Origin of the sequence: Xanthomonas euroxanthea (assembly GCF_903989455.1) — a bacterium.
GTDB lineage: Bacteria > Pseudomonadota > Gammaproteobacteria > Xanthomonadales > Xanthomonadaceae > Xanthomonas > Xanthomonas euroxanthea.
The window spans coordinates 3,596,411-3,617,996 of the sequence record NZ_LR861803.1 but is presented as its reverse complement, the minus strand read 5'-3'; the positions used below and the strand labels follow the sequence as shown (position 1 = coordinate 3,617,996).

Genomic DNA, 21,586 nt, shown 5'->3' with positions numbered 1-21,586 from the left:
CCTCGACAATCCACTGTGAGCGGTCCACACCCGCATCGCCTCGGAAACGCGGATCCCGGATGCTTTCCCGCTTCCCGCTTCCCGCTTCCCGCTTCCTGCTTCCTGCTTCCCCATTCCCCATTCCCCATTCCCCATTCCCCGCTTGCGGCAACGAAGCCGCATGCGCGAAGCTGCCACGTCCCCCCGGCATGAGACGCCCGCATGACCCGCATCCGCCGCGCCACACCGGACGATGCCGAAGCCTTGTCGCTGCTGGCTGCGCAGACCTTCACCGAAACCTTCGGGCATCTGTACCCGCCAGAGGATCTGCACGGCTTTCTGCAGGAGACCTACGCGGTCGAGCGCGCACGCATCGTGCTGGCGCATCCGGACTATGCGATCTGGCTGCTGGAGATGGACAACCTGCTGGTCGGCCACGCCGCCGCCGGGCCCTGCGGGCTGCCGCACCAGGACGTGCGTCCCGGCGACGGTGAGCTCAAGCGGCTGTATCTGTTGAAGGACTACCAGAACAGTGGCTGGGGCAGCCGCCTGTTCGAGACCACGCTGGAATGGCTGGAGCGCGACGGCCCGCGCACGCTGTGGATCGGCGTGTGGTCGGAGAATTTCGGCGCACAACGCTTCTACGCCCGCTACGGTTTCGAAAAGGTGGGCGAGTACGATTTCCCGGTCGGCAAGATCCTCGACCGCGAATTCATCCTGCGCCGCAATCCGCGCATTGCGGCCGACTGAGCGGCACGCCGATGCCAGCGGGTGCGCGACGTGCGACCGCAACCGCCGACGTGCTGCTGGTGCACGGCGTCTGGAATACCGCGCATTGGCTGTTGCCGCTCGCGCGTCGGCTGCGTGCCGAGGGCCTGGCGCCGGCGCTGTTCGGCTACGCCAGCGTGCTCGGCGGTCCGGCGCAGGCGGTGCCGCGGCTGATCGAACGCCTGCAGGCGACCGGCGCGCAGTGGCTGGTGTGCCATAGCCTGGGCGGGCTGGTCGCGCTGCAGGCCCTGCGCACCGCGCCCGCATTGCCGGTGCGCCGGGTGGTCTGCCTGGGCTCGCCGTTGTGCGGCAGCGCTGCGGCGCGCGGCCTGGCCCGTCGCGGCGGGCGCTGGGCGCTGGGGCGCAGCGCGGCCTTGCTGCAGCACGGTGTCGCGCACTGGGAGGGCGAGGCGGAGATCGGCCAGGTCGCCGGCACCGTCGCGCGCGGGGTGGGGCGCTGGCTGGCGCCGCTGGACGGCGGCTCGGACGGCACCGTGGCGCTGGCCGAAACCCGCCTGCCGGGGCTGCGCGACCATTGTGTGGTGCAGGCCAGCCACAGCGGTCTGTTGCGCTCGCCCGAGGCCGCGCAGCAGGTGCTGCGCTTCCTGCGCCACGGCCGGTTCGGCCACTGAACGCCGCCGCCCCGGTGCGGGCGAGCAATCAGGTAAAATTCGCGCCCTGTCATTCAAGCCAGTCTGGAACCACCCATGGGTAGAGGCCCCTCCATCGAAGGCCGCAAGAACGCCTCCGACGCCAAACGCGGCAAGATGTTCACCAAGATCATTCGCGAGATCAGCGTCGCCGCGCGCGGCGGCGGTGGCGATCCGTCCAACAATCCGCGCCTGCGCGTGGCGGTGGACAAGGGTCTGTCGGCGAACATGTCCAAGGACGTGATCGAGCGCGCCATCAAGAAAGCCACCGGCGAGCTGGAAGGCGTGGAATACGAGGAAGTGCGCTACGAGGGCTACGCCCCCGGCGGCGTGGCGGTGATCGTGGACTGCCTGACCGACAACCGCGTGCGCGCGGTGGCCGACGTGCGCCATGCCTTCAGCAAGTGCGGCGGCAACATGGGCACCGACGGCTCGGTGGCCTTCATGTTCAAGCGCCTGGGCGTGCTGAGCTTTGCCGCCGGCACCGACGAAGACACCCTCACCGACGCGGCCATCGAAGCCGGCGCCGACGACGTGGTGGTCTACCCGGAAGACGGCGCCATCGACGTACTAACCGCCCCGGAGGCCTTCGCCCAGGTCAAGCAGGCGCTGACCGCCGCCGGCCTGGAGCCGGCCCACGCCGAAATCACCTTCCGCGCCGAAAACGACATCGCCGTCGACGGCGACACCGCCGTGCAGGTCCGCAAGCTGCTCGACATGCTCGAAGACCTGGACGACGTCCAGGACGTGTATTCGAACGTCGACCAGTCGAGTCTCGGCGCTTGAAGCGCCGGGAATCGGGAATGGAGAATCGGGAGTTGAAACAGCTGCATCCTGCATTGCCCGGCAGCGTCGGGCATGCCAGGAGGCTGCTTTACCCATTCCCGATTCCCGACTCCCCATTCCCGGCCGCGCGATGACCCGCATCCTGGGCATCGATCCCGGCTCGCAGCGGACCGGGCTCGGCATCATCGACGTCGATGAGAGCGGTTGCAGCCGGCATGTCTATCATGCGCCGCTGGTGCTGCTGGGCGAGGGCGACTTCGCCCAGCGGCTCAAGCGCCTGCTGCACGGGCTGGGCGAGGTGATCGAGACCTACCGGCCGCAGGAAGTGGCGATCGAGAAGGTGTTCATGGGCAAAAGCGCCGATTCCGCGCTCAAGCTCGGCCACGCGCGCGGGGCGGCGATCTGCGCGGTGGTGCTGCGCGACCTGCCGGTGCACGAGTACGCTGCCACCGAGATCAAGCTGGCGCTGGTCGGCAAGGGCGGGGCGGACAAGGTGCAGGTCCAGCACATGGTCGGCATCATGCTCAACCTGAAAGGCAAGCTGCAGGCCGACGCCGCCGACGCGCTGGCGGTCGCCATCACCCACGCCCACGTGCGCGCCACTGCGCAGCGCCTGGGCGTCAATACCCAACAGGCCTGGAGCCGCAAGAAATGAGAATCGGGAGTCGGGAATCGGGAATCGGGAATTGCAACAGCAGAGTCCAGAGCAGCGCGCGCTCTTACGATTCTCCATTCCCGATTCCCCAATCCCGGCACCGCCAAGGCGGTGCCCAATGATCGGCCGCCTGCGCGGGATCCTGGCCTACAAGCAGCCGCCGTGGCTGGTGATCGACGTGGGCGGGGTGGGCTACGAGCTGGAGGCGCCGATGAGCACCTTCTACGACCTGCCCGATGTCGGGCGCGACGTGATCCTGTTCACGCACTACGCGCAGAAGGAAGACAGCGTGTCGCTGTACGGATTCCTGCGCGAAGGCGAGCGCAGGCTGTTCCGCGACGTGCAGAAGGTCACCGGCATCGGCGCCAAGATCGCGCTGGCGGTGCTGTCCGGGGTCAGCGTGGACGAGTTCGCCCGCCTGATCACCAGCGGCGACATCACCGCGCTGACGCGCATCCCCGGCATCGGCAAGAAGACCGCCGAGCGTATGGTGGTGGAGCTGCGCGACCGCGCCGCCGACTTCAGCAGCGGTGCGCCGATCACCGGCCAGCTCGGCCCGGATGCGGTGTCCGAAGCCACGGTGGCGTTGCAGCAACTGGGTTACAAGCCGGCCGAGGCCGCACGCATGGCACGCGAGGCCGGGGCAGAAGGCGACGAAGTCGCCACGGTCATTCGCAAGGCCCTCCAGGCCGCGCTCCGCTAGGCTGCGCTGTCTTCCTCTCCTTCACGCCACTTGGCGATACCCTGCCCACTTCATGTCCCAGACCCCCACTTCCGCAGCTGGCCACGGCCATGCGCCTGCCAATAGCCATATGGCCTTGGTCATCGGCGCCATCGGCGTCGTCTTCGGCGATATCGGCACCAGTCCGCTGTACACCCTCAAGGAGGCGTTCTCGCCGCACTACGGGCTGACCAGCGATCACGACACCGTGCTGGGCGTGCTGTCACTGGCGTTCTGGGCGCTGATGGTCACGGTGACGCTCAAGTACGTCACCATCATCATGCGCGCCGACAACGAGGGCGAGGGCGGCATCATGGCCTTGATGGCGCTGACCCAGCGCACCATGCGCAACGGCTCGCGCTCGGCGTACGTGGTCGGCATCCTCGGCATCTTCGGCGCCTCGCTGTTCTTCGGCGATGGCGTGATCACCCCGGCCATCTCGGTGATGGGCGCGGTGGAAGGCCTGGAAATCGCCGCGCCCAGCCTGCATCCCTTCATCGTGCCGATCACCGTGGTCGTGCTGCTGGTGGTGTTCATGGTGCAGCGCTTCGGCACCGAAAAGGTCGGCAAGGTGTTCGGGCCGATCACCTGCCTGTGGTTCCTGTCGCTGGGGGCGATCGGCGTCTGGAACATCATCGATGCGCCGGAGGTGCTGAAGGCCTTCAATCCGTGGTGGGCGATCCGCTTCTTCATGGAGCATGGCTGGCACGGGGTGTTCATCCTCGGCGCGGTGGTGCTGGCGGTGACCGGCGGCGAGGCGCTGTACGCGGACATGGGCCACTTCGGCGCCAGGCCGATCCGCCACGGCTGGTATTTCTTCGTGCTGCCGATGCTGCTGCTCAATTACCTGGGGCAGGGCGCGCTGGTGCTCAATCACCCCTCCGCGCTGAAGAACCCGTTCTTCGAAGCGGTGCCGGGCTGGGCGCTGTATCCGATGATCATCCTGGCCACGCTGGCGGCCGTGATCGCGTCGCAGGCGGTCATCACCGGCGCCTATTCGGTGGCCCGCCAGGCGATGCAGCTGGGCTACATCCCGCGCATGCTGATCAAGCACACCTCGCGCACCACCATCGGGCAGATCTACGTGCCTGGCATCAACTGGCTGTTGATGGTGATGGTGATCGCGCTGGTGCTGATCTTCCGCAGTTCCACCAATCTGGCGGTGGCCTACGGCATCTCGGTGTCGATGACCATGCTGATCGACACGCTGCTGCTGGCGCTGGTGGCGCGCTCGTTGTGGCCGCGCTGGCGCAATTGGGTGCTGCCGCTGTGCGTGGTGTTCTTCTTCATCGAGCTGGCCTTCGTCATCGCCAACGGCGCCAAGCTGCTGCAGGGCGCCTGGTTCCCGCTGGCGCTGGGCATCGTGGTGTTCACCCTGATGCGTACCTGGCGCCGCGGCCGCGCGCTGCTGCGCGAGGAAATCCGCAAGGACGGCATCCGCATCGACAGCTTCCTGCCGGGCCTGATGCTGGCTCCGCCGGCGCGCGTGCCGGGCATGGCGGTATTCCTCACCGCCGACCCGATGGTGGTGCCGCATGCGCTGATGCACAACCTCAAGCACAACAAGGTGCTGCACGAGCGCAACATCTTCCTCAACGTCGACACCTTGCCGATCCCGTATGCGCCGGCCGACAAGCGCCTGCAGATCGAATCGATCGGCGACGAGTTCTACCGCGTCTATGTGCGCTTCGGCTTCATGGAGACGCCGGACGTGCCGCTGGCACTGATGCGCTCCTGCGACCAGGGCGGCATCCATTTCGACCCGATGGACACCACCTTCTTCGCCAGCCGCGAGACCATCGTGGCCAGCGCCAACCGCGGCATGCCGATCTGGCGCGACAAGCTGTTCGCGCTGATGCATCGCAACGCCGCCCCGGCCACCGGCTTCTTCCGCATCCCCGGCAACCGCCTGGTCGAGCTGGGCGCCCAGGTCGAGATCTGAGGCCGCGACCGCGTCGCGGCCTTTGGAATCGGGAGACGGGAATGGGGAATAGGAAGGGCAACGGCCTGCGCCGGCCCGAGACACTCGGCGGCGGCTGAAAAGGGCACCAGCGGTGCCGGTAACCGCTACTATTGTCCGCTCAATTCCCCATTCTCGATTCCCCATTCCCGGCTTTTCAATGGACCGCATCATCGCCAGCAGTGCCACCCGCGAAGACGATGCCGCCGATGCGAGCATCCGGCCCAAGCGCCTGGCCGACTATCTCGGCCAGCAGCCGGTGCGCGAGCAGATGGAGATCTACATCGAAGCGGCCAAGGCGCGCGGCGAGGCGATGGACCATGTGCTGATCTTCGGCCCGCCCGGCCTGGGCAAGACCACGCTCAGCCATGTCATCGCCAACGAGCTGGGCGTGAACCTGCGCTCGACCTCCGGCCCGGTAATCGAAAAGGCCGGCGACCTGGCCGCGCTGCTGACCAATCTGCAGCCGCACGACGTGCTGTTCATCGACGAGATCCATCGCCTCTCGCCGGTGGTGGAAGAAGTGCTGTACCCGGCGATGGAAGATTTCCAGATCGACATCATGATCGGCGACGGCCCGGCTGCGCGCTCGATCAAGATCGACCTGCCGCCGTTCACCCTGATCGGCGCCACCACCCGTGCCGGCCTGCTGACCGCGCCGCTGCGCGACCGTTTCGGCATCGTGCAGCGGCTAGAGTTCTATTCGCCGCAGGAACTGACCCGCATCGTGATCCGCTCGGCGGCGATCCTGGGCATCGACTGCACGCCCGAAGGCGCGGCCGAGATCGCCCGCCGCGCGCGCGGCACCCCGCGTATCGCCAACCGGCTGCTGCGGCGGGTGCGCGACTTTGCCCAGGTCAAGGCCGCCGGGCATATCGATCTGCCGGTGGCGCAGGCGGCGATGCAGATGCTCAAGGTCGATCCGGAAGGCTTCGACGAGCTCGACCGGCGCATGCTGCGGGTGATCGTCGAACACTTCGACGGCGGTCCGGTCGGCGTGGAATCGCTGGCCGCCTCGCTGTCGGAGGAGCGCGGCACGCTGGAAGACGTGATCGAGCCCTATCTGATCCAGCAGGGCTTTCTGATCCGCACCGCGCGCGGCCGCATGGTCACCACCAAGGCCTATCTGCACCTGGGCCTGAAGCCGCCGCGCGATCGCGCCCCGGGCATCGGCGAGCCGGGAGAGCTGTTCTGATGGTGCTCCGTTTGTCGCTCGCCCGGCCCGTCTCGACCAACCCTCCGTGCCCATGACCGCCGACGCCCGATTCCCGTCTCCCGATTTCCCGCCAGTATTCAGTTGGCCGACACGCGTGTACTGGGAAGATACCGACGCCGGCGGGGTGGTCTACCATGCGCGCTACGTCGCCTTCATGGAGCGTGCGCGCACCGAATGGATGCGCGCGGCCGGTTACGGGCAGGAGCGCATGCGCCAGCAGCACGATCTGGTGTTCGCGGTCCGCTCGATGCAACTGGATTTCCTCAAGCCGGCCCGGCTCGACGATGCGCTGTCAGTGTCGGCGGTACTGCTGCGATGCAAACGGGCCAGCCTGCTGTTTGCGCAGTCGGTACGTCGCGAGGGCGAAGTGCTGCTGACCGCCGAGGTGCGCATTGCCGCACTCGGCACCGGCGACTTCCGCCCGCGCGGGATGGACGATGCGCTGTATGACGTGTTGAAAGCTCTAGAAACCCCAGAATCCGATTACTGAGGAACAAACGGATGTCGATTGCATTGCTCCTGGCCCTGCAGGACACGGTAGTGGAAGCACTACCGCAGGACGTTGCCGCCGCTGCGGCACAGACCGCCAGCGTGGCGCACAACAGCAGCATCAACTATGTCGATCTGATCCTGCGGGCGAGTATCCCGGTCAAGATCATCGTGCTGCTGCTGCTGATCGGCTCGTTCATCAGCTGGGTGATCATCTTCCGCAAGGCGCGCGCCTTCAAGCAGGCCAACCGCGAGGCGGACGAGTTCGAAAACCGCTTCTGGTCCGGCGCCGATCTGGCCAAGCTCTACGCATCGGCCACCGACCGCAACCGCACCGTCGGCGGCCTGGAGTCGATGTTCGAGAGCGGCTTCCGCGAGTTCTCGCGGCTGCGTGACCGCCGCCGGCTGGACGGGCGGGTGCAGCTGGAGGGCGCGCAGCGTGCCATGCGCACCGCCTTCACCCGCGAAGTCGACCAGCTCGAGCGCAATCTCGAATTGCTGGCCAACATCGGCTCCACCGCGCCGTACGTCGGCCTGGTCGGCACCGTGTTCGGCATCATGGTGACCATGCACGACATGGTCAGCAGCGGCGAGCAGGCCGGTATCGCGGCCGTGGCGCCGGGTATTTCCGAAGCCCTGTTCGCCACCGCCATCGGTCTGTTCGTGGCAATTCCCGCGGTGTGGGCCTACAACCGCTTCACCACCCGTGTGGAACGGCTGTCGGTGCGCTACGAGACCTTCGCCGACGAGTTCAGCTCGATCCTGCAGCGCCAGGCCGGCGCAGACGAGTGATGCGCGCGCCCTGCGACAGCCGGCAGGTAGGCCAATCTCCTGCCATGGCCCGCACACCCCGGTGCGCGGACGTGGCCGGTGTGGCAGCCGCTCATGCCCATTTCCCGCTGCGCAGGGACTGGGCAGGCCAGCCACGCGCGACAGCTCGCACCCGCGTGTGCGAGGGATTGGATGGGCGAGTCCGCCGCAAGAGCCCGCACATCCATGTGCGGGGGATCAATAGGAACGTTCCGCGATGATTTCCGGTATTTCCCGCCGTAAGAAGCGCAAGCTCAAATCCGACATCAACGTCGTGCCGTACATCGACGTGATGCTGGTGCTGCTGATCATCTTCATGGTGACCGCACCGCTGCTGACCCTGAGCACCGACGTGAACTTGCCGAGCTCGCGCGCCAAGGCGCTGGAGAGCAAGCAGGATCCGGTCGTGGTGGTGGTCGCTGCCGACGGCCAGCTTGCTCTGCAGCTGCCCAAGGGCAAGCCGCAGGCCATGGACGTGGCCGCGCTGCAGGCGCAGCTGGCCGCCATCGTGGCGCAGGACAAGGACGCGCGCGTCGTGGTGGCCGGCGATCGCGCCGCGCCGTATCAAAAGATCATGGACGCCATCGACGTGCTCAAGCAGGCCAAGGTCGAGAAGGTCGGCCTGATCTCCGACTCCGGCGGCACTGCAGGCAGCGATGCACGCTGACGCACTCCCCACCCAGACCGCGCGCGAGGATGGCTGGCTGCGACCGGTCATGCTGGCCCTGGTCGTGCACGTACTGGTCGCGCTGGTGTTCATTGCCGGCTGGCTGTGGTCGCCCGAACGCTCGGTCGAGCCGGCGGCGGGCGATCCCAGCATGGAAGCCTCGCTGGACGTGTCCGCGGCCGAAGCACGCGTCGCGCGCCAGGCGCTGAAGGCCACGCCGGTGGAGGCACCGCCACCGCCCGCGCCGCTGCCCGAACCGGCACCGGAAGACACCGTGCCGCCGCCGCAGCCGATTCCCGAGCCGCGTCCGCAGGATGCGCCCACGCCGCAACAGGCGCAGGCACAGGAGCGCGTCGCGCAACCCGACAAGGTCGACCAGGACCGTGTCGATGCGCTGGCACTGTCGGCGGAAAAGGCCAAGCAGGAGCAGGAAGCCAAGCGCCGCCAGGAGCAGATCGACCTGACCGAGCGCAAGCGCCAGGAAGAGGCCGAGCAGAAACTGCGCCTGGCCAAGCAGCAGGAAGAAGCCGACGCCAAGAAGAAGCAGGCCGCCGCGCAACAGGCTGCCGCCGATGCCGAGCGCGAGAAGAAGATCGCCGAGATCCGCCGCCAGCGCGAGCAGGCCACCAAGGAGGCCGCGCTGGCCGAGCAGAAGCTGCGCCAGGTCGCCGCCGCGCGCGCGCAGCAGGCCTCGTCGGCTGCCGCCGCCAGCGCGCAACCGACCGCAGGGCAGGGCGGCACCAGCACCGATCTGTCGGCCAAGTACGCCGCAGCGATCCAGCAGAAGGTGCTGGCGCAGTGGGTGCGCCCGCCGTCGGTGCCGCCGGGCCAGAAGTGCACCATCAACATCCGCCAGTTGCCCGGTGGCAGCGTGATGGAGGCCAAGGTGGCGCCCGGCTGCCCGTACGACGAGGCCGGCCAGCGCTCGATCGAGGCCGCGGTGCTGAGCGCCCAGCCATTGCCGTATCGCGGATTCGAGTCGGTCTTCCAGCGCAACCTGACGTTTGTGTTCACCGCCCAGGACCAGTAAGCACAGGTCACGGGTGGCCGGGGCGCGGCAGCACTGCCTGCGCTGCGCCTCGGCGGGGAGCGGCAGCGATCCACTGCCTGGTGCAGGTCTGCCGGGCAACCGAGCGGGCGCGCCGCCACCGCAAGCCCGCTCGCTCTAGACTGACGCAAGCGCCTGCTGGTGGACCACTCGCTCCGTTTTCACGCTGTCTCGTTCACGATTGCGAGTATGTTCACTCGCTGATTGGTATCCCTTGCACACTTTTCCTGCCCGATCCGAGCCGTCCATGAAAAAACCGCTGCGTTGGCTAGCTGCCTTGACCGCCCTGTTGTTGCCGCTGAGCGCACTTGCGCAACAGCAAGGGCTCACCATCGATATCGTGGGCGGTAGCGCCTCGGCGACACCGATCACCGTCGTGCCCATGCCGTACCAAGGTTCCGGTACTGCGCCACAGACCGATGTGTCTGCCGTCGTCGGCGCCGATCTGGACCGCTCCGGCCAGTTCCGTACGCTGCCGGTTGCGCAGATCGTCGAAAAGCCGACCCGTGGCACCGAGGTGCAGTTCCAGACCTGGCGCACGCTCAAGCAGAACTACATCGTGGTCGGCCGCGTAATGGATGCCGGCGAAGGCGCCTACCGCGTGGAGTACGAACTGTTCGACGTGGCCAAGGGCGAGCGCCTGCTCGGCCTGGCGATGACTGCGCGCGCCAACGCGATGCGCGATGTCTCGCACCAGATGGCCGACGCGATCTACGAAAAGATCACCGGCGTGCGTGGCGCGTTCTGGACCCGGATCGCCTATGTGACCGCCAGTGGCAAGGGCGGTGCCATGCGCTATGCGCTGATGGTGGCCGACTCGGACGGCTACAACCCGCAGACCATCGTGCGCTCGGCCGAGCCACTGCTGTCGCCGAACTGGAGCCCGGACGGCAAGAAGCTGGCCTATGTGAGCTTCGAGCGCGGCAATTCCTCGATCTACCTGCAGGACATCGCCACCGGTGCGCGTGAGCTGGTGTCCAGCTTCCGCGGCATCAACGGTGCGCCGTCGTTCTCGCCGGACGGCCGCCGCCTGGCGCTGGCACTGTCGCGCAGCGGCAACCCGGAAATCTACGTGATGGACCTGGGCAGCAAGCAGCTGACCCAGCTGACCAACCACTTCGGCATCGACACCGAGCCGACCTGGGCGCCGGATGGTGGCAGCATCTACTTCACCTCCGATCGCGGCGGTCGTCCGCAGATCTATCAGGTCTCTGCCAGCGGCGGCAGCGCCAACCGCGTGACCTTCCAGGGCAACTACAACGCCACCGCCAGCGTGTCCTTCGACGGCAAGAAGATCGCCGTGGCGCAGGGCAGCGGCAATAGCTACCGCATCGCCATGATGGATCGCAGCCTGGGTTCGCCGAGCTGGAGCACGCTCTCGCCGGGGTCGCTGGACGAGTCGCCTAGCTTTGCGCCGAACGCCAGCATGGTGCTGTACGCCGCACGTGAGGGTGGCCGTGGCGTGCTCTACGCCGTCTCCGCCGACGCTCGCGTCCGCCAGCGTCTGGTCCTGGCCGATGGCGATGTGAGAGAACCCGCATGGGGGCCTTACCGAACCGCGCATTAATGTTAATATTTCGCTGCGTTAAACCACTCATTGGCCCAGAGCCTCCATAGGTATCCCATGAACAAGTCCACCCGCGTCTTGCTTGTCTCCCTGTTGTCCGTTGCCGTGCTGGCCGGTTGTTCGAAGAAGGTGAAGGAAACTCCGCCTCCTGCGACTGACACCACCGCTGGTTCCTCCGTTCCCACCGGCCCGTCCACCTCTGGCCTGTACGGCCCGGGCGACCTGGATACCGATGCCTGCCTGCGCCAGCGCGTTGTCTACTTCGATCTGGATCAGGACTCCCTGAAGCCGGAATTCCAGGCCATCATGGCGTGCCACGCCAAGTACCTGCGTGACCGTCCGTCCTCGCGCATCACCCTGCAGGGCAATGCCGACGAGCGCGGTTCGCGCGAGTACAACATGGGTCTGGGCGAGCGCCGCGGCAATGCCGTGTCGTCCTCGTTGCAGGCTGCCGGCGGTTCCGCCAGCCAGCTGACCGTGGTCAGCTACGGCGAAGAGCGTCCGGTCTGCACCGAAACCAGCGAAAGCTGCTGGTCGCAGAACCGTCGCGTTGAAATCGTGTACACGGCTCAGTAAGAAGCGATGCGCTTTCGAGTGACATCCCTGTTCGTCGCGGCGGCCCTTGTGGTCGCCGCGCCGGCGCACGCGCAGCGAGCCAGTCTCGCTGATCGTGTTGCCGTGCTTGAGCAGCAGCAGGCCAACAGCCAGGCCAACAACGATCTTCTCAATCAGCTGCAGCAGGCGCGTTCGGACCTGCAGGGCTTGCGAGCGACCGTGGAGCAGCTGCAGCACGACAACGAACAACTCAAGCAGCAGTCCAAGGACCAGTATCTGGATCTGGACGGACGCCTGAACCGGCTGGAAGGGGCAGGTGGCGCAACGCCGCCATTGCCATCGCCCACCGGCAGCGTCACACCGGCCCCGGCTCCTGCCGCGCGGCCTGCAGCGGCGGCAACTTCCGAGAAGCCGCCCAGCGTACATGGCGATCCAGGCACGATGGCCGTCAGCAACGACGAACGCACTGCCTACAACGTCGCCTTCGATGCATTGAAGAACGGCAAGTACGACGATGCCTCGCAGTTGTTTTTGAGCTTCCTCGAGCTCTATCCCAATGGCGTCTACACCCCCAATGCCTTGTACTGGTTGGGCGAAAGCTATTACGCCACCCGAAATTTCCAGCTGGCCGAGGCGCAGTTCCGCGATCTGGTCAGCCGCTATCCCACGCATGACAAGGCCTCTGGCGGCCTGTTGAAGCTTGGCCTGTCGCAGTATGGCGAAGGCAAGAACGACGAAGCCCAGCAGACCTTGCAGCAGGTCGCAACGCAGTATCCCGGCTCCGACGCAGCGCGCGTGGCCCAGGAGCGTCTGCAGTCCATCCGTCTCGGCCAGCAACTGCGCTGAGCCGTGTTGCGTCCGCGCCTTCGGGCGTGGCGCATACTTTGCCCATGAACGCCGCCGCCGTCCCCAGCGAGATCGTCCAGTCGCCGTTGCCGCGATTGAAGATCACCGAAATCTTCCTGTCCCTGCAAGGCGAAGCCGAGGCCGCCGGCTGGCCGACCGTGTTCGTGCGTCTGACCGGTTGCCCGCTACGCTGCCACTACTGCGATACCGCCTACGCCTTCCACGGCGGTGAATGGCACGACATCGACGCGATCGTTGCCGAAGTCGCCGGCCACGGCGTGCGCCATGTCTGTGTGACCGGCGGCGAGCCGCTGGCGCAGAAGCGCTGCCTGGTGCTGCTGCAGAAACTGTGCGATGCCGGCTTCGATGTCTCGCTGGAGACGTCCGGCGCGCTGGACGTGTCGGCGGTCGATCCGCGCGTCTCGCGCGTGGTCGACATCAAGACCCCTGCATCCGGCGAGCAACTGCGCAATCGCTGGGAAAATCTGCCGCTGCTGACCGCACGCGACCAGATCAAGTTCGTGATCTGCAGCCGCGCCGATTACGAATGGGCGCGCGAGATCGTCGCGGCCCATGCGCTGGACCGCCGCTGCACGGTGTGGTTTTCGCCCAGCAAGAGCGAAGTGACGCCGCGGCAGCTGGCCGACTGGATCGTGGCCGACCGCCTGCCGGTACGCTTCCAGATGCAGCTGCACAAGCTGCTGTGGAACGACGAACCGGGGCGCTAGGCGCGAGCGCTAAGCTGAGCGATAGAGTGACTGCGCTCACCCAAAAAAGCGGGCGCGGCCGGGTGCCTGCAATCGGCATGTGCCAGGCATCCACTGCGGCTGCTGGCCTGCCATCCGCACCCGCCTGCCGACCACCCGCGACGCTTCGTCGGCCGCGCCCCGATCCCGGGTGCAAGGCGCGGCCTGCCAGGAGGCAGCCGCTGCGTCTATGCGGCGATCCTGTTCAATTCCGCGACGGCATCGGCCGGCAGTTTCAGTTCCGCTGCGAACAGATTGGCGCGCAGATGCGCCACCGACGAGGTTCCCGGAATCAGCAGGATGTTGGGCGAGCGCTGCAGCAACCAGGCCAGTGCCACCTGCATCGGGGTTGCGGCCAGGCGCCCGGCAACAGCGGCGAGCGTGGACGATTGCAACGGCGAGAAGCCGCCGAGCGGGAAGAACGGCACGTAGGCGATGCCGTCGCGCGCGAGCGCGTCGATGAGGGCGTCGTCGTGCCGATGCGCGACGTTGTACATGTTCTGCACGCAGACGATGTCGGTCATGGCGCGTGCCTCGGCCACCTGCGTCGCGGTGACGTTGCTGATGCCGATGTGCCGCACCAGGCCATCGCGCTGCAGCGCGATCAGGGTCTCCAGCTGTTCGGCAATCGAGCCTTCCGCCGGTTCCTGCGTCTTGAACATCACGCGCAGGTTGACCACCTCCAGCGTTTCCAGCCCCAGATTACGCAGATTGTCGTGCACCGCCTCGACCAGTTGCTGTGGCGAGAAGGCCGGCAGCCAGGAACCATCCGCGCCGCGGGCGGCGCCGATCTTGGTGACGAGGGTCAGCGCCTGCGGGTAGGGATGCAGTGCCTCGCGGATCAGTTGATTGGTGGTGTGCGGCCCGTAGAAATCGCTGGTGTCGATATGGTTGACGCCGTGCGCCATCGCGTCGCGTAGCACCGCCAACGCGCCTTCGCGATCCTTGGGCGGGCCGAACACGCCGGGCCCCGCGAGCTGCATCGCGCCGTAGCCGATGCGGGCGACGCTGCGATCTCCAAGAAGAAACGTGCCGGCTTTTTCGATGTTGCTCATGGCGTTGCGCTCGCGTGTCGTTGAGCCGACAACGATAGGAAACGTGGCGCGGCATGTGAATTCGCATTTGCCGCAGCGCCGGTTCGCTCCCGCCAGGGCGTGTGACATATGGGCGCAACCGCATCGGCCCAGCCGATCGTCCGGCGGGATGTGCCGAAGTTTCAGCTTTTGCTGGCGCGGCGGGCAGTGCTTTCGCCGCGTTGCGTCGCAACCGTCGCGTCGTCGCGGCGGTGTGTCTTTACGTTGACAGGCGCCAAGCGGCGGAGCGAGTATTCCAGCGTCGCCGCCCATTCGGCGACCGGGATTGGCGTCCCGAACCAAAAGGCGCACCAGCGCCCATCGATCGATGCACGGCGCTTTTTTACCGCCCGCATCACTGTGGGCGCATGCCGGCCAGCTCTATGGCGGGCGGTGCGCGGGGGCCGCAAGGCCCACCGGTTCCTTTTGGCCGGCACGCCAACCGCGTACCGTCCGCCACCCCGATTGGCGTCTGGGTGGCGGATTCCAAAACACAAAAGGAATCCAGCATGTCTTACGACACCCATGAAATGCCCGCATCTGCTGCGCGCCAGATCGTCCACCATTTCGATCCGGCCGCCAACGCATTCGAATGGAACCGTGCAGCCTCTTTCAACCTGACGGCGCGCGGCGAAGGCGGCCCCAGCACACCCGTTCACCCGCTTACGTCGGCCTATCGTCATCTGGTTGCGGTGATCGTTGGCGTCGATGGCCCCTCGGAGATGCAGCGATGAGCGCCAACAGGCAATTCCGCGTCTGTGAGGGTGTGGTTCTCAGCGTCGAGGCGATGCAGGGCTATGTGCTGGCGATGCTGCATTCCGACGCGCGGCCCGATGCGTCGCCTGTCCTGATCGCCTGCGAAGCCACTGGCTTTGATGAGGTCTTGCCGGGCAGCGATGCGCAGAGCGTCGTGCTGGGCCGCCTGCATGTCTGCATGCGTGTGGACGCGGCGGTGGACGTGCTCACGTGGCTGCGCAAGCAGGCGCGCGCCGTCGGGGCCGCGCAGCGAACGCGGCGCGTGCAATCGCGTGTCCAGAAGACGCGGGCCAGGTGATCAGCGGGAACGACACGGCCGCCAGCGCCGGGCCCGGGACCTGACGGCCGGCGCAGCGTGATCGGGCGGGAGGTGCCGGCTTGGGCGCCGCCGCGCGCGCTGCGATAGGCGCTGCACCCCATCCAACCGCGTGGCCGTGCAACACGTTCCATGGCTGCGCAGTTGCCGGTGGATTGTCCGCAGGCACAAAAAAAGCGCCCTGGGCGCCCTTCACGTTGTTGATCTGATTGGTGGGCCGTGATGGATTCGAACCATCGACCAAAAGATTAAAAGTCTTCTGCTCTACCGACTGAGCTAACGGCCCACTGTCCCGGCAGCGTGCCGGGGTGCGCATTCTACCCTACACCGGCGTCAAGGCGAAATGGCGTAGTGGGTGGGGTCCGGGACGCCGGCGTCGGCAAAACCGGCCGCGCGCAAGCGGCAGGCGTCGCAGTGGCCGCAGGCGCGTCCGTCGGCGTCGGCGCGGTAGCAGGATACGGTCAGGCCGAAGTCCACGCCCAGGCGCACGCCTTCACGCACGATGTCGGCCTTGCTGAGGAACTGCAGCGGTGCATGCACGCGCAGGCCGGCGCCTTCCACGCCGGCCTTGGTGGCCAGGTTGGCCAGCACTTCGAAGGCGCGCACGAATTCGGGCCGGCAGTCCGGGTAACCGGAATAATCGACCGCGTTGACGCCGCAGAACAGGTCGTTGGCGCCGATCACCTCGGCCCAACCCAGCGCCAGCGACAGCATGATGGTGTTGCGCGCCGGCACGTAGGTGACCGGAATGCCGTCGCCACCGGCGTCGGGCACGTCGATGTCGTCAGTGAGCGCCGAGCCGCCGATGCTGCGCAGGTCCACGTCCACCACCTTGTGCGCGATCACCCCCTGCGCCGCGGCCACGCGTGCGGCGGCGTCCAGCTCGGAGGTATGGCGCTGGCCGTAGCGCACGCTCAGGGCATGCACGGCAAACCCCTGCTCCTGCGCAAGCGCGATGACGGCAGCGGAATCCATGCCCCCGGACAACAGAACAACGGCTTTTTTCATGACGGATCGGCAATCACAACGGAATAGGCGGAAAGGCTAGCAGGCTCGGCGTGGCACGGCGAGCCGGTCGCTGCTGCGGCGGCAGCGCGATGCCGGGCAACGCGGCTGTGCCAAGCGCGCGCGGGCAGGGTAGCGACCGTATCTGCACGTCAATTCGGTGCGACATCCTGCCGGCAGTTGCGCGCCTCGGGCTTCGGAGGTGCCTGCCCGCTTCGCGTGCGGCACGGCCGGTCTCAGCGCAGGCTCGCGGCCGCCGCCTTGCGCAAGGCCTGGCCAAGTTGCTGCAGGGCGCGCGAGCGCACTGCTGCGCACTGCCAGTACAGCGGCACATCGAGCCAGCGGCCGGGATCGATGATGACCACCTGCCTGTCACGCACGGCGGGGGTGACCATCGATTCTGGCGCCAGACACCAGCCGAGTCCGCGTGCGGCAGCTTCGACAAAGCCGGTCGAGGTTGGCAGGTAGTGGATCGGCGGCGCCACCTGCACGCGGGTGATGCGGCGGACGAAGCGGGTTTGCAGCGTGTCCTTTCGGTTGAACACTAGCATCGGTGCGCGCGCGAGAGCCGCTGCACTCAAGCCCTGCGTGAAGTGCGTCGCAACGAATGCGGCCGATGCGATGGCGTGATAACGCATCACTCCCAGCGCTTGCACGTTGCAGCCCTGCAACGGCTTGCGCTCGGCAGTGACGGCGCCGAGCACCGCGCCCGATCGCAACAACTCCAGGGTGTGGTCCTGGTCGTCCATCTGCACATCGAACAGAAAACCATGTGCGCGATGCAGCGCCGACAAGGCCGCCAGGAACCAGGTCTGCAGCGAGTCGTCATTGACGGCGATGGCCAGCGTGCGCGGATGCCCGGCGCTGCTGTCGTCGGGAAGGAAATCGGCAATCGCTTCGGACTCCAGTACCTGCATCGGCTTCACGCGGCGCAGCAGGCGCTCGCCGGCCGGAGTAGGGCGGCAGGGAGCCTTGCGGATCACCAGTACCTGGCCGAGCCGGTCTTCCAATGCCTTGACCCGCTGCGAAATTGCCGACGGCGTCAACGACAGCCGCCGCGCAGCGGCGTCGAAGCTGCCTTCCTCGAGAACGGCAGCGAATGCAGCCAGTTGCGGATGCAGCAGATCCATGGCGTCCGGCGGGATTAGAAGTTCTAAGCAGGATACAGAAGATTTAGTTTTCCTAATTGCAGCGGAACGCCCAGCATTGGCGCCTGTGATCCGGGAGGTGCTCGTGTTACTTCAAGCCGCAATCTCTGGCTTTATCGCCAGCGCAGGTCTCATCATTGCAATCGGTGCGCAGAATGCATTTGTGCTGCGGCAGGGACTGCAGCGCCAGCATGTCGGTCTGGTGGTGGCGATCTGCGCGTTCGGTGACATCGCGCTGATCGTGCTGGGCGTGGCCGGGATTGGCGTGCTGGTAACGCAATGGCCGGAGTTGTTGCAGGGACTTCGCTATGCGGGAGCTGCATTTCTTGCGGCATATGGCGCGCTGGCTGCACGCAGGGCCTGGCGTGGCACCAGCACACTGGCGCCGGCGCAGACCGGCGCGCAACGCTGGCAGCGCGCCATGCTGGCGTGCCTGGCCTTTACCTTTCTCAACCCGCACGTCTATCTGGACACGATGCTGCTGCTCGGCAGTCTGGCTGCGCGTTACCCGGGTCCGTTGCGCTGGGCGTTCGCGTCGGGCGCGTGCCTGGCCAGCATCACGTGGTTTTCCGGGCTGGGCTATGGCGCGCGTCTGTTGCAGCCGGCTTTTCGCGATCCGCGCGCATGGCGTGTGCTGGATGCGGCGATCGCGGGATTCATGCTGGTGCTGTGTGCCCTGTTGTTGCTGCCCTCGCAGGCGCTACCCTGAGGCCTCACCGTCCCGGAGCTAGTGTCATGTCGCCGCTGCGTGTCTCCACCGATCCATCCGCGCTCGATATCGCGCTGATCCATCGCTACCTGGCGCAGCACACCAGCTGGGCCAGGGACATCCCGCTTGCGGTGGTACAGCGCTCCATCGCCAATTCGCTGTGTTTTGGCGGGTTCTTGGAGGGCAGGCAGGTCGCCTTTGCGCGCGTGGTTTCCGACTACGCAACCGTTGCGTACCTGGGCGATGTGTTCGTGTTGCCCGCGCACCGGGGCAAGGGCTATGGCAAGCAATTGATGGACGCGGTCATGGCGCACCCCGATCTGCAGGGGCTGCGCCGTTTCAGCCTGGCAACCAGCGATGCGCACGGCCTGTATGCGCGCTACGGCTTCACCCCGCCGCTGTCTCCGCAGTCGCTGATGGAGCGCTATTTTCCCGGCCTCTATACGCGCTAGCGTTGTCGTGCCTTCTGCCGCGCGGCCGCACCGGCACGGTGCGGCGCGCGGCAGAAGGGCGCCTCAAGGTGCTGCCGCGCTGCGTGAGGCGAGCCGCGCAATGCGACCTCGCCATGGCGCAGTGCCGACCGCTGGCTCAGGCGTGGCGGGCCTTGCTCAGCAGCTTTGCGACCGGTGCCGCTGCCTGCTGCCGCGTCTGCCGTGCGTCGATCTTGAAGATCGCCACCGCATCGGTGAGCTGCACCGCCTGCTCTTCCATCGCACGCGCGGCAGCAGTGGCTTCTTCCACCAGTGCGGCGTTCTGCTGCGTGGTTTCGTCCATATGCGTGATGGTCTGGTTGACCTGCTCGATGCCGGCCGACTGCTCCTGGGAGGCTGCAGAAATCTCGCCCATGATGTCGGTGACACGTTGCACGCTGGCCACTACCTCGCCCATGGTCTCGCCGGCGCTGTGCACCAATGCCGAGCCCTCGGCCACGCGTTGCACCGAGTCGTCGATGAGGTCCTTGATCTCCTTGGCGGCGCCGGAGGAACGCTGCGCGAGCGTGCGTACCTCCGAGGCCACCACGGCAAAGCCGCGTCCCTGTTCGCCGGCACGTGCGGCTTCCACTGCCGCATTCAAGGCCAGGATATTGGTCTGGAAGGCGATGCCGTCGATGACGCTGATGATGTCGGCGATCTTCCTGGACGAGGCCTCGATACCGCTCATGGTGTCCACGACCTTGCCGACCACTTCGCCCCCTTGCGAGGCAACGCGTGCGGCGCCGATCGCCAGCTGATTGGCCTGGCGTGCGCTTTCGGCATTCTGCCTGACGGTGGAGGTGAGTTCTTCCATTGATGCTGCGGTTTCTTCGAGATTGGCCGCCTGCTGTTCGGTCCGTTGCGACAGGTCCTGGTTGCCGGCGGCGATTTCGCTGGCCGCGGAGTTGATCGACACGGCCGATTGCTGGATGTTGCCGACGATCTGCGCCAGCTGGTTGGCCGTGGCGTTGGCGTCATCGCGCATCTGTGCGAAGACACCGCGGAATTCGCCACTCATGCGTGCGGTGAGGTCGCCTGCGGCGATGGACTGCAGCAACGACGACAGCGACTGCAGGTTGCCGTCGGCCGTGGACATCAGGTGGTTGAGGCTTTCGACCATGATGCGGAAGTCGAACTGGAAGTGCTCGGCATCGCCGCGCGCGCTGAAGTCGCCATTGGCCGCGGCCTGGGCGAGATGCTTGATCTGGTGATTCATCGCCGACAGGTTGAGCTTGACCTGCGACATGGTGTCGCTGAAAACGGCCTTTTCGCCGGGCAGCGGCTGCATGTCTTCGGAGAGTTCGCCAACGGCATACCGCCCCATGATGCGTGCCAGATCGGTTTGCACTGCCACATGCGAGGCAACCAGCAGGTTGGTGTCGTTGGCCATGCGCCCGTAGTCGCCCGGGAAGGCCGCCGCATCGATACGGAAGCTGATCTGGCCGTTGTCGTGATGCCTGGCCATGTCGGTTTGCGCGGTGATCAGGTTACGCAGCTGCAGCTGCATCTTGTCCATGGCCTTGAGCAGGCGGCCGGTTTCGTCGTTGGCGCTGGTGTGCACATCGTTGTGCAGGTTGCCGGCTGCAATGGCCTCCGCAGTGCGTGTGGCCTGGCTGAGCGGCTGGGTCAGGCTGCGGGTGATCAACCAGGCCAGCAGTGCACTGATGGCCAGCGCGGTGATGCCGCCACTGGCCAGGATGACCTTGCCACGATGCATCGAGGCAACGGCGGTTTGATAGGCTTCCTTGCTGAGCCGGCGCTCCAGCTCGGCATTGGCGCGGATGGCCGCCTGCTGTGCGTCCATCGCGACGGCGGCGTCGCCCTGCAGCAAATCCTGCGCTTGCTGGTTCTGGTCGTGAATGCCGTACTGGAGAATCTGGTTGTTGAACTTCACCGACACGTCGCGCTTTTCCTGCAGCAGCTGGAGCGCGTTCTTTTCAGGGGCACTGCTCGGCAAGGCCGTCAGTGCGTCATGCGCCTCCTTGTAGCGTGCACGGTTTTTTTCGATCATCTCCATGCTGCGGCGGTTGGCGGCATCGCCGGACACCATCACGATGTCGCGCAGGCCGATCGCCACATTGGTATTGGCGTCGAGCATTTCCGAGGACAGCTGGATCTTCTCCATGTTGCTGTTGACGATGGTATCCAGCTCGAAACGGGCGTTGGACATGGTGACCAGGCCGGTCGCAACAAGCAGGCCCGACAATAGGATCAAGATGCCAAAGGCCATGCCCAGGCGACGGCCGACATTGAGGCGTTGCAGATATGTATTCATTACCGCATCCAGGTAGTGCAGCTGAGGGGCTCGATGAATGGGTCATCCACCAGAGCGTCTTGCCCAGCTAACGGCCGGATCGCGACGAGCTAAAGGTACGTATCTGAAATGACTTAGATTGAATTCATCGTGCGGAAGAAATTTCCCGACAGCCGTCCGCAGCGGCCTGACACCCGTGCATGCACTGCGTGTTTGTGGCGTCTATCGCTGGATCGAAGCATGCCAACCGCAGAACGATTTTCCGACGTTTCGCCGACATGTGGCGACCTCCTGGAGCGCAGCGGATGCTTTGACAGGATCGCATCCGCTATGTATCGCAATACCTGCAATCCGCTTGTCTTTGGTAAGCGCCGGTGCTGGTGCAGCGG

The 21,586-nt window shown here is 66.3% G+C and carries 23 protein-coding genes and 1 tRNA gene; 19 read left to right on the top strand and 5 right to left on the bottom strand.

The genetic code is table 11. From position 1 onward, the window contains the following. Positions 1–201: 201 nt before the first annotated feature. From H7A86_RS15205 to queE, 15 genes are all read left to right on the top strand, one after another. A complete protein-coding gene (locus tag H7A86_RS15205) occupies positions 202–729 on the top strand; it encodes a GNAT family N-acetyltransferase (protein ID WP_104584710.1) in 528 nt (175 codons plus the stop codon). Positions 730–740: 11 nt separating this feature from the next. Continuing rightward, positions 741–1,379: an alpha/beta hydrolase gene (locus H7A86_RS15200; protein WP_180707906.1), complete on the top strand. Its 639-nt coding sequence runs from the start codon at positions 741–743 to the stop codon at positions 1,377–1,379. A 75-nt stretch (positions 1,380–1,454) separates the two neighbouring features. Further along, positions 1,455–2,183, top strand: coding sequence for a YebC/PmpR family DNA-binding transcriptional regulator (locus tag H7A86_RS15195; protein WP_104584708.1), 729 nt, complete (start codon positions 1,455–1,457; stop codon positions 2,181–2,183). Positions 2,184–2,313: 130 nt separating this feature from the next. Continuing rightward, complete coding sequence (gene ruvC / locus H7A86_RS15190; protein WP_119131115.1) at positions 2,314–2,838, top strand: crossover junction endodeoxyribonuclease RuvC; 525 nt, start codon at positions 2,314–2,316, stop codon at positions 2,836–2,838. Positions 2,839–2,956: 118 nt separating this feature from the next. After that, complete coding sequence (ruvA, locus tag H7A86_RS15185) at positions 2,957–3,541, top strand: Holliday junction branch migration protein RuvA (RefSeq protein ID WP_023904818.1); 585 nt, start codon at positions 2,957–2,959, stop codon at positions 3,539–3,541. Between the two features lie 52 nt (positions 3,542–3,593). Beyond that, positions 3,594–5,501: a potassium transporter Kup gene (locus H7A86_RS15180; protein ID WP_119131116.1), complete on the top strand. Its 1,908-nt coding sequence runs from the start codon at positions 3,594–3,596 to the stop codon at positions 5,499–5,501. Positions 5,502–5,679: 178 nt separating this feature from the next. Beyond that, positions 5,680–6,714, top strand: a complete 1,035-nt coding sequence (gene ruvB / locus H7A86_RS15175; RefSeq protein ID WP_119131117.1) for a Holliday junction branch migration DNA helicase RuvB — start codon at positions 5,680–5,682, stop codon at positions 6,712–6,714. 52 nt (positions 6,715–6,766) lie between these two features. Further along, the gene (ybgC, locus tag H7A86_RS15170) at positions 6,767–7,225 is read left to right on the top strand and encodes a tol-pal system-associated acyl-CoA thioesterase (RefSeq protein WP_119131118.1); all 459 of its coding nucleotides are present in this window, start codon (positions 6,767–6,769) and stop codon (positions 7,223–7,225) included. Positions 7,226–7,236: 11 nt separating this feature from the next. Then, positions 7,237–8,016: a protein TolQ gene (gene tolQ, locus H7A86_RS15165; RefSeq protein ID WP_016904125.1), complete on the top strand. Its 780-nt coding sequence runs from the start codon at positions 7,237–7,239 to the stop codon at positions 8,014–8,016. Positions 8,017–8,251: 235 nt separating this feature from the next. Then, positions 8,252–8,701 (top strand): protein TolR, encoded by a 450-nt coding sequence (gene tolR / locus H7A86_RS15160; protein WP_016904126.1) that lies wholly within the window; start codon positions 8,252–8,254, stop codon positions 8,699–8,701. Continuing rightward, positions 8,691–9,731: a cell envelope integrity protein TolA gene (tolA, locus tag H7A86_RS15155; RefSeq protein WP_104584700.1), complete on the top strand. Its 1,041-nt coding sequence runs from the start codon at positions 8,691–8,693 to the stop codon at positions 9,729–9,731. Before tolR ends, tolA begins: the two co-directional genes overlap by 11 nt. A 265-nt stretch (positions 9,732–9,996) precedes the next feature. Then, positions 9,997–11,316 (top strand): Tol-Pal system beta propeller repeat protein TolB, encoded by a 1,320-nt coding sequence (gene tolB / locus H7A86_RS15150; protein WP_104584698.1) that lies wholly within the window; start codon positions 9,997–9,999, stop codon positions 11,314–11,316. A 57-nt stretch (positions 11,317–11,373) separates the two neighbouring features. Continuing rightward, complete coding sequence (pal, locus tag H7A86_RS15145) at positions 11,374–11,892, top strand: peptidoglycan-associated lipoprotein Pal (protein WP_016904129.1); 519 nt, start codon at positions 11,374–11,376, stop codon at positions 11,890–11,892. Between the two features lie 6 nt (positions 11,893–11,898). Beyond that, positions 11,899–12,717 carry a tol-pal system protein YbgF gene (gene ybgF, locus H7A86_RS15140; protein WP_104584696.1) on the top strand — a complete coding sequence of 273 codons (819 nt, stop codon included), beginning with the start codon at positions 11,899–11,901 and terminating at the stop codon, positions 12,715–12,717. Between the two features lie 44 nt (positions 12,718–12,761). After that, positions 12,762–13,445: a 7-carboxy-7-deazaguanine synthase QueE gene (queE, locus tag H7A86_RS15135; protein WP_104584694.1), complete on the top strand. Its 684-nt coding sequence runs from the start codon at positions 12,762–12,764 to the stop codon at positions 13,443–13,445. Between the two features lie 206 nt (positions 13,446–13,651). On the opposite strand, the gene H7A86_RS15130 is transcribed toward queE, so the two are convergent. Beyond that, positions 13,652–14,518 (bottom strand): aldo/keto reductase family oxidoreductase, encoded by an 867-nt coding sequence (locus H7A86_RS15130; RefSeq protein ID WP_119131119.1) that lies wholly within the window; start codon positions 14,516–14,518, stop codon positions 13,652–13,654. Positions 14,519–15,045: 527 nt separating this feature from the next. Between H7A86_RS15130 and H7A86_RS15125 the strand changes: the two genes are divergently transcribed. Together H7A86_RS15125 and H7A86_RS15120 are read left to right on the top strand one after the other, a co-directional pair. Then, positions 15,046–15,270 (top strand): hypothetical protein, encoded by a 225-nt coding sequence (locus H7A86_RS15125; protein ID WP_147421314.1) that lies wholly within the window; start codon positions 15,046–15,048, stop codon positions 15,268–15,270. Continuing rightward, positions 15,267–15,590 (top strand): hypothetical protein, encoded by a 324-nt coding sequence (locus H7A86_RS15120; protein ID WP_164739745.1) that lies wholly within the window; start codon positions 15,267–15,269, stop codon positions 15,588–15,590. The genes H7A86_RS15125 and H7A86_RS15120 overlap by 4 nt, the downstream gene beginning before the upstream one ends. A gap of 228 nt (positions 15,591–15,818) precedes the next feature. Here H7A86_RS15120 and H7A86_RS15115 read toward each other — a convergent pair. The 3 genes from H7A86_RS15115 to H7A86_RS15105 form a co-directional block, all read right to left on the bottom strand. Further along, positions 15,819–15,894: transfer RNA gene (locus H7A86_RS15115), tRNA-Lys, on the bottom strand. A 47-nt stretch (positions 15,895–15,941) separates the two neighbouring features. Further along, the gene (gene queC, locus H7A86_RS15110; RefSeq protein WP_016904340.1) at positions 15,942–16,616 is read right to left on the bottom strand and encodes a 7-cyano-7-deazaguanine synthase QueC; all 675 of its coding nucleotides are present in this window, start codon (positions 16,614–16,616) and stop codon (positions 15,942–15,944) included. 233 nt (positions 16,617–16,849) lie between these two features. After that, on the bottom strand, positions 16,850–17,743 hold the full coding sequence (locus H7A86_RS15105; RefSeq protein WP_119131121.1) for a LysR family transcriptional regulator ArgP: 894 nt from the start codon (positions 17,741–17,743) through the stop codon (positions 16,850–16,852). 76 nt (positions 17,744–17,819) lie between these two features. On the opposite strand from H7A86_RS15105, the gene H7A86_RS15100 reads away from it, so the two are divergent. Together H7A86_RS15100 and H7A86_RS15095 are read left to right on the top strand one after the other, a co-directional pair. Beyond that, the gene (locus H7A86_RS15100) at positions 17,820–18,470 is read left to right on the top strand and encodes a LysE/ArgO family amino acid transporter (RefSeq protein ID WP_425509757.1); all 651 of its coding nucleotides are present in this window, start codon (positions 17,820–17,822) and stop codon (positions 18,468–18,470) included. 26 nt (positions 18,471–18,496) lie between these two features. After that, positions 18,497–18,922 (top strand): GNAT family N-acetyltransferase, encoded by a 426-nt coding sequence (locus H7A86_RS15095; RefSeq protein WP_104584684.1) that lies wholly within the window; start codon positions 18,497–18,499, stop codon positions 18,920–18,922. 136 nt (positions 18,923–19,058) lie between these two features. Here H7A86_RS15095 and H7A86_RS15090 read toward each other — a convergent pair whose 3' ends face one another. Further along, the gene (locus H7A86_RS15090; RefSeq protein WP_119131122.1) at positions 19,059–21,218 is read right to left on the bottom strand and encodes a methyl-accepting chemotaxis protein; all 2,160 of its coding nucleotides are present in this window, start codon (positions 21,216–21,218) and stop codon (positions 19,059–19,061) included. Positions 21,219–21,586 lie beyond the last annotated feature (368 nt).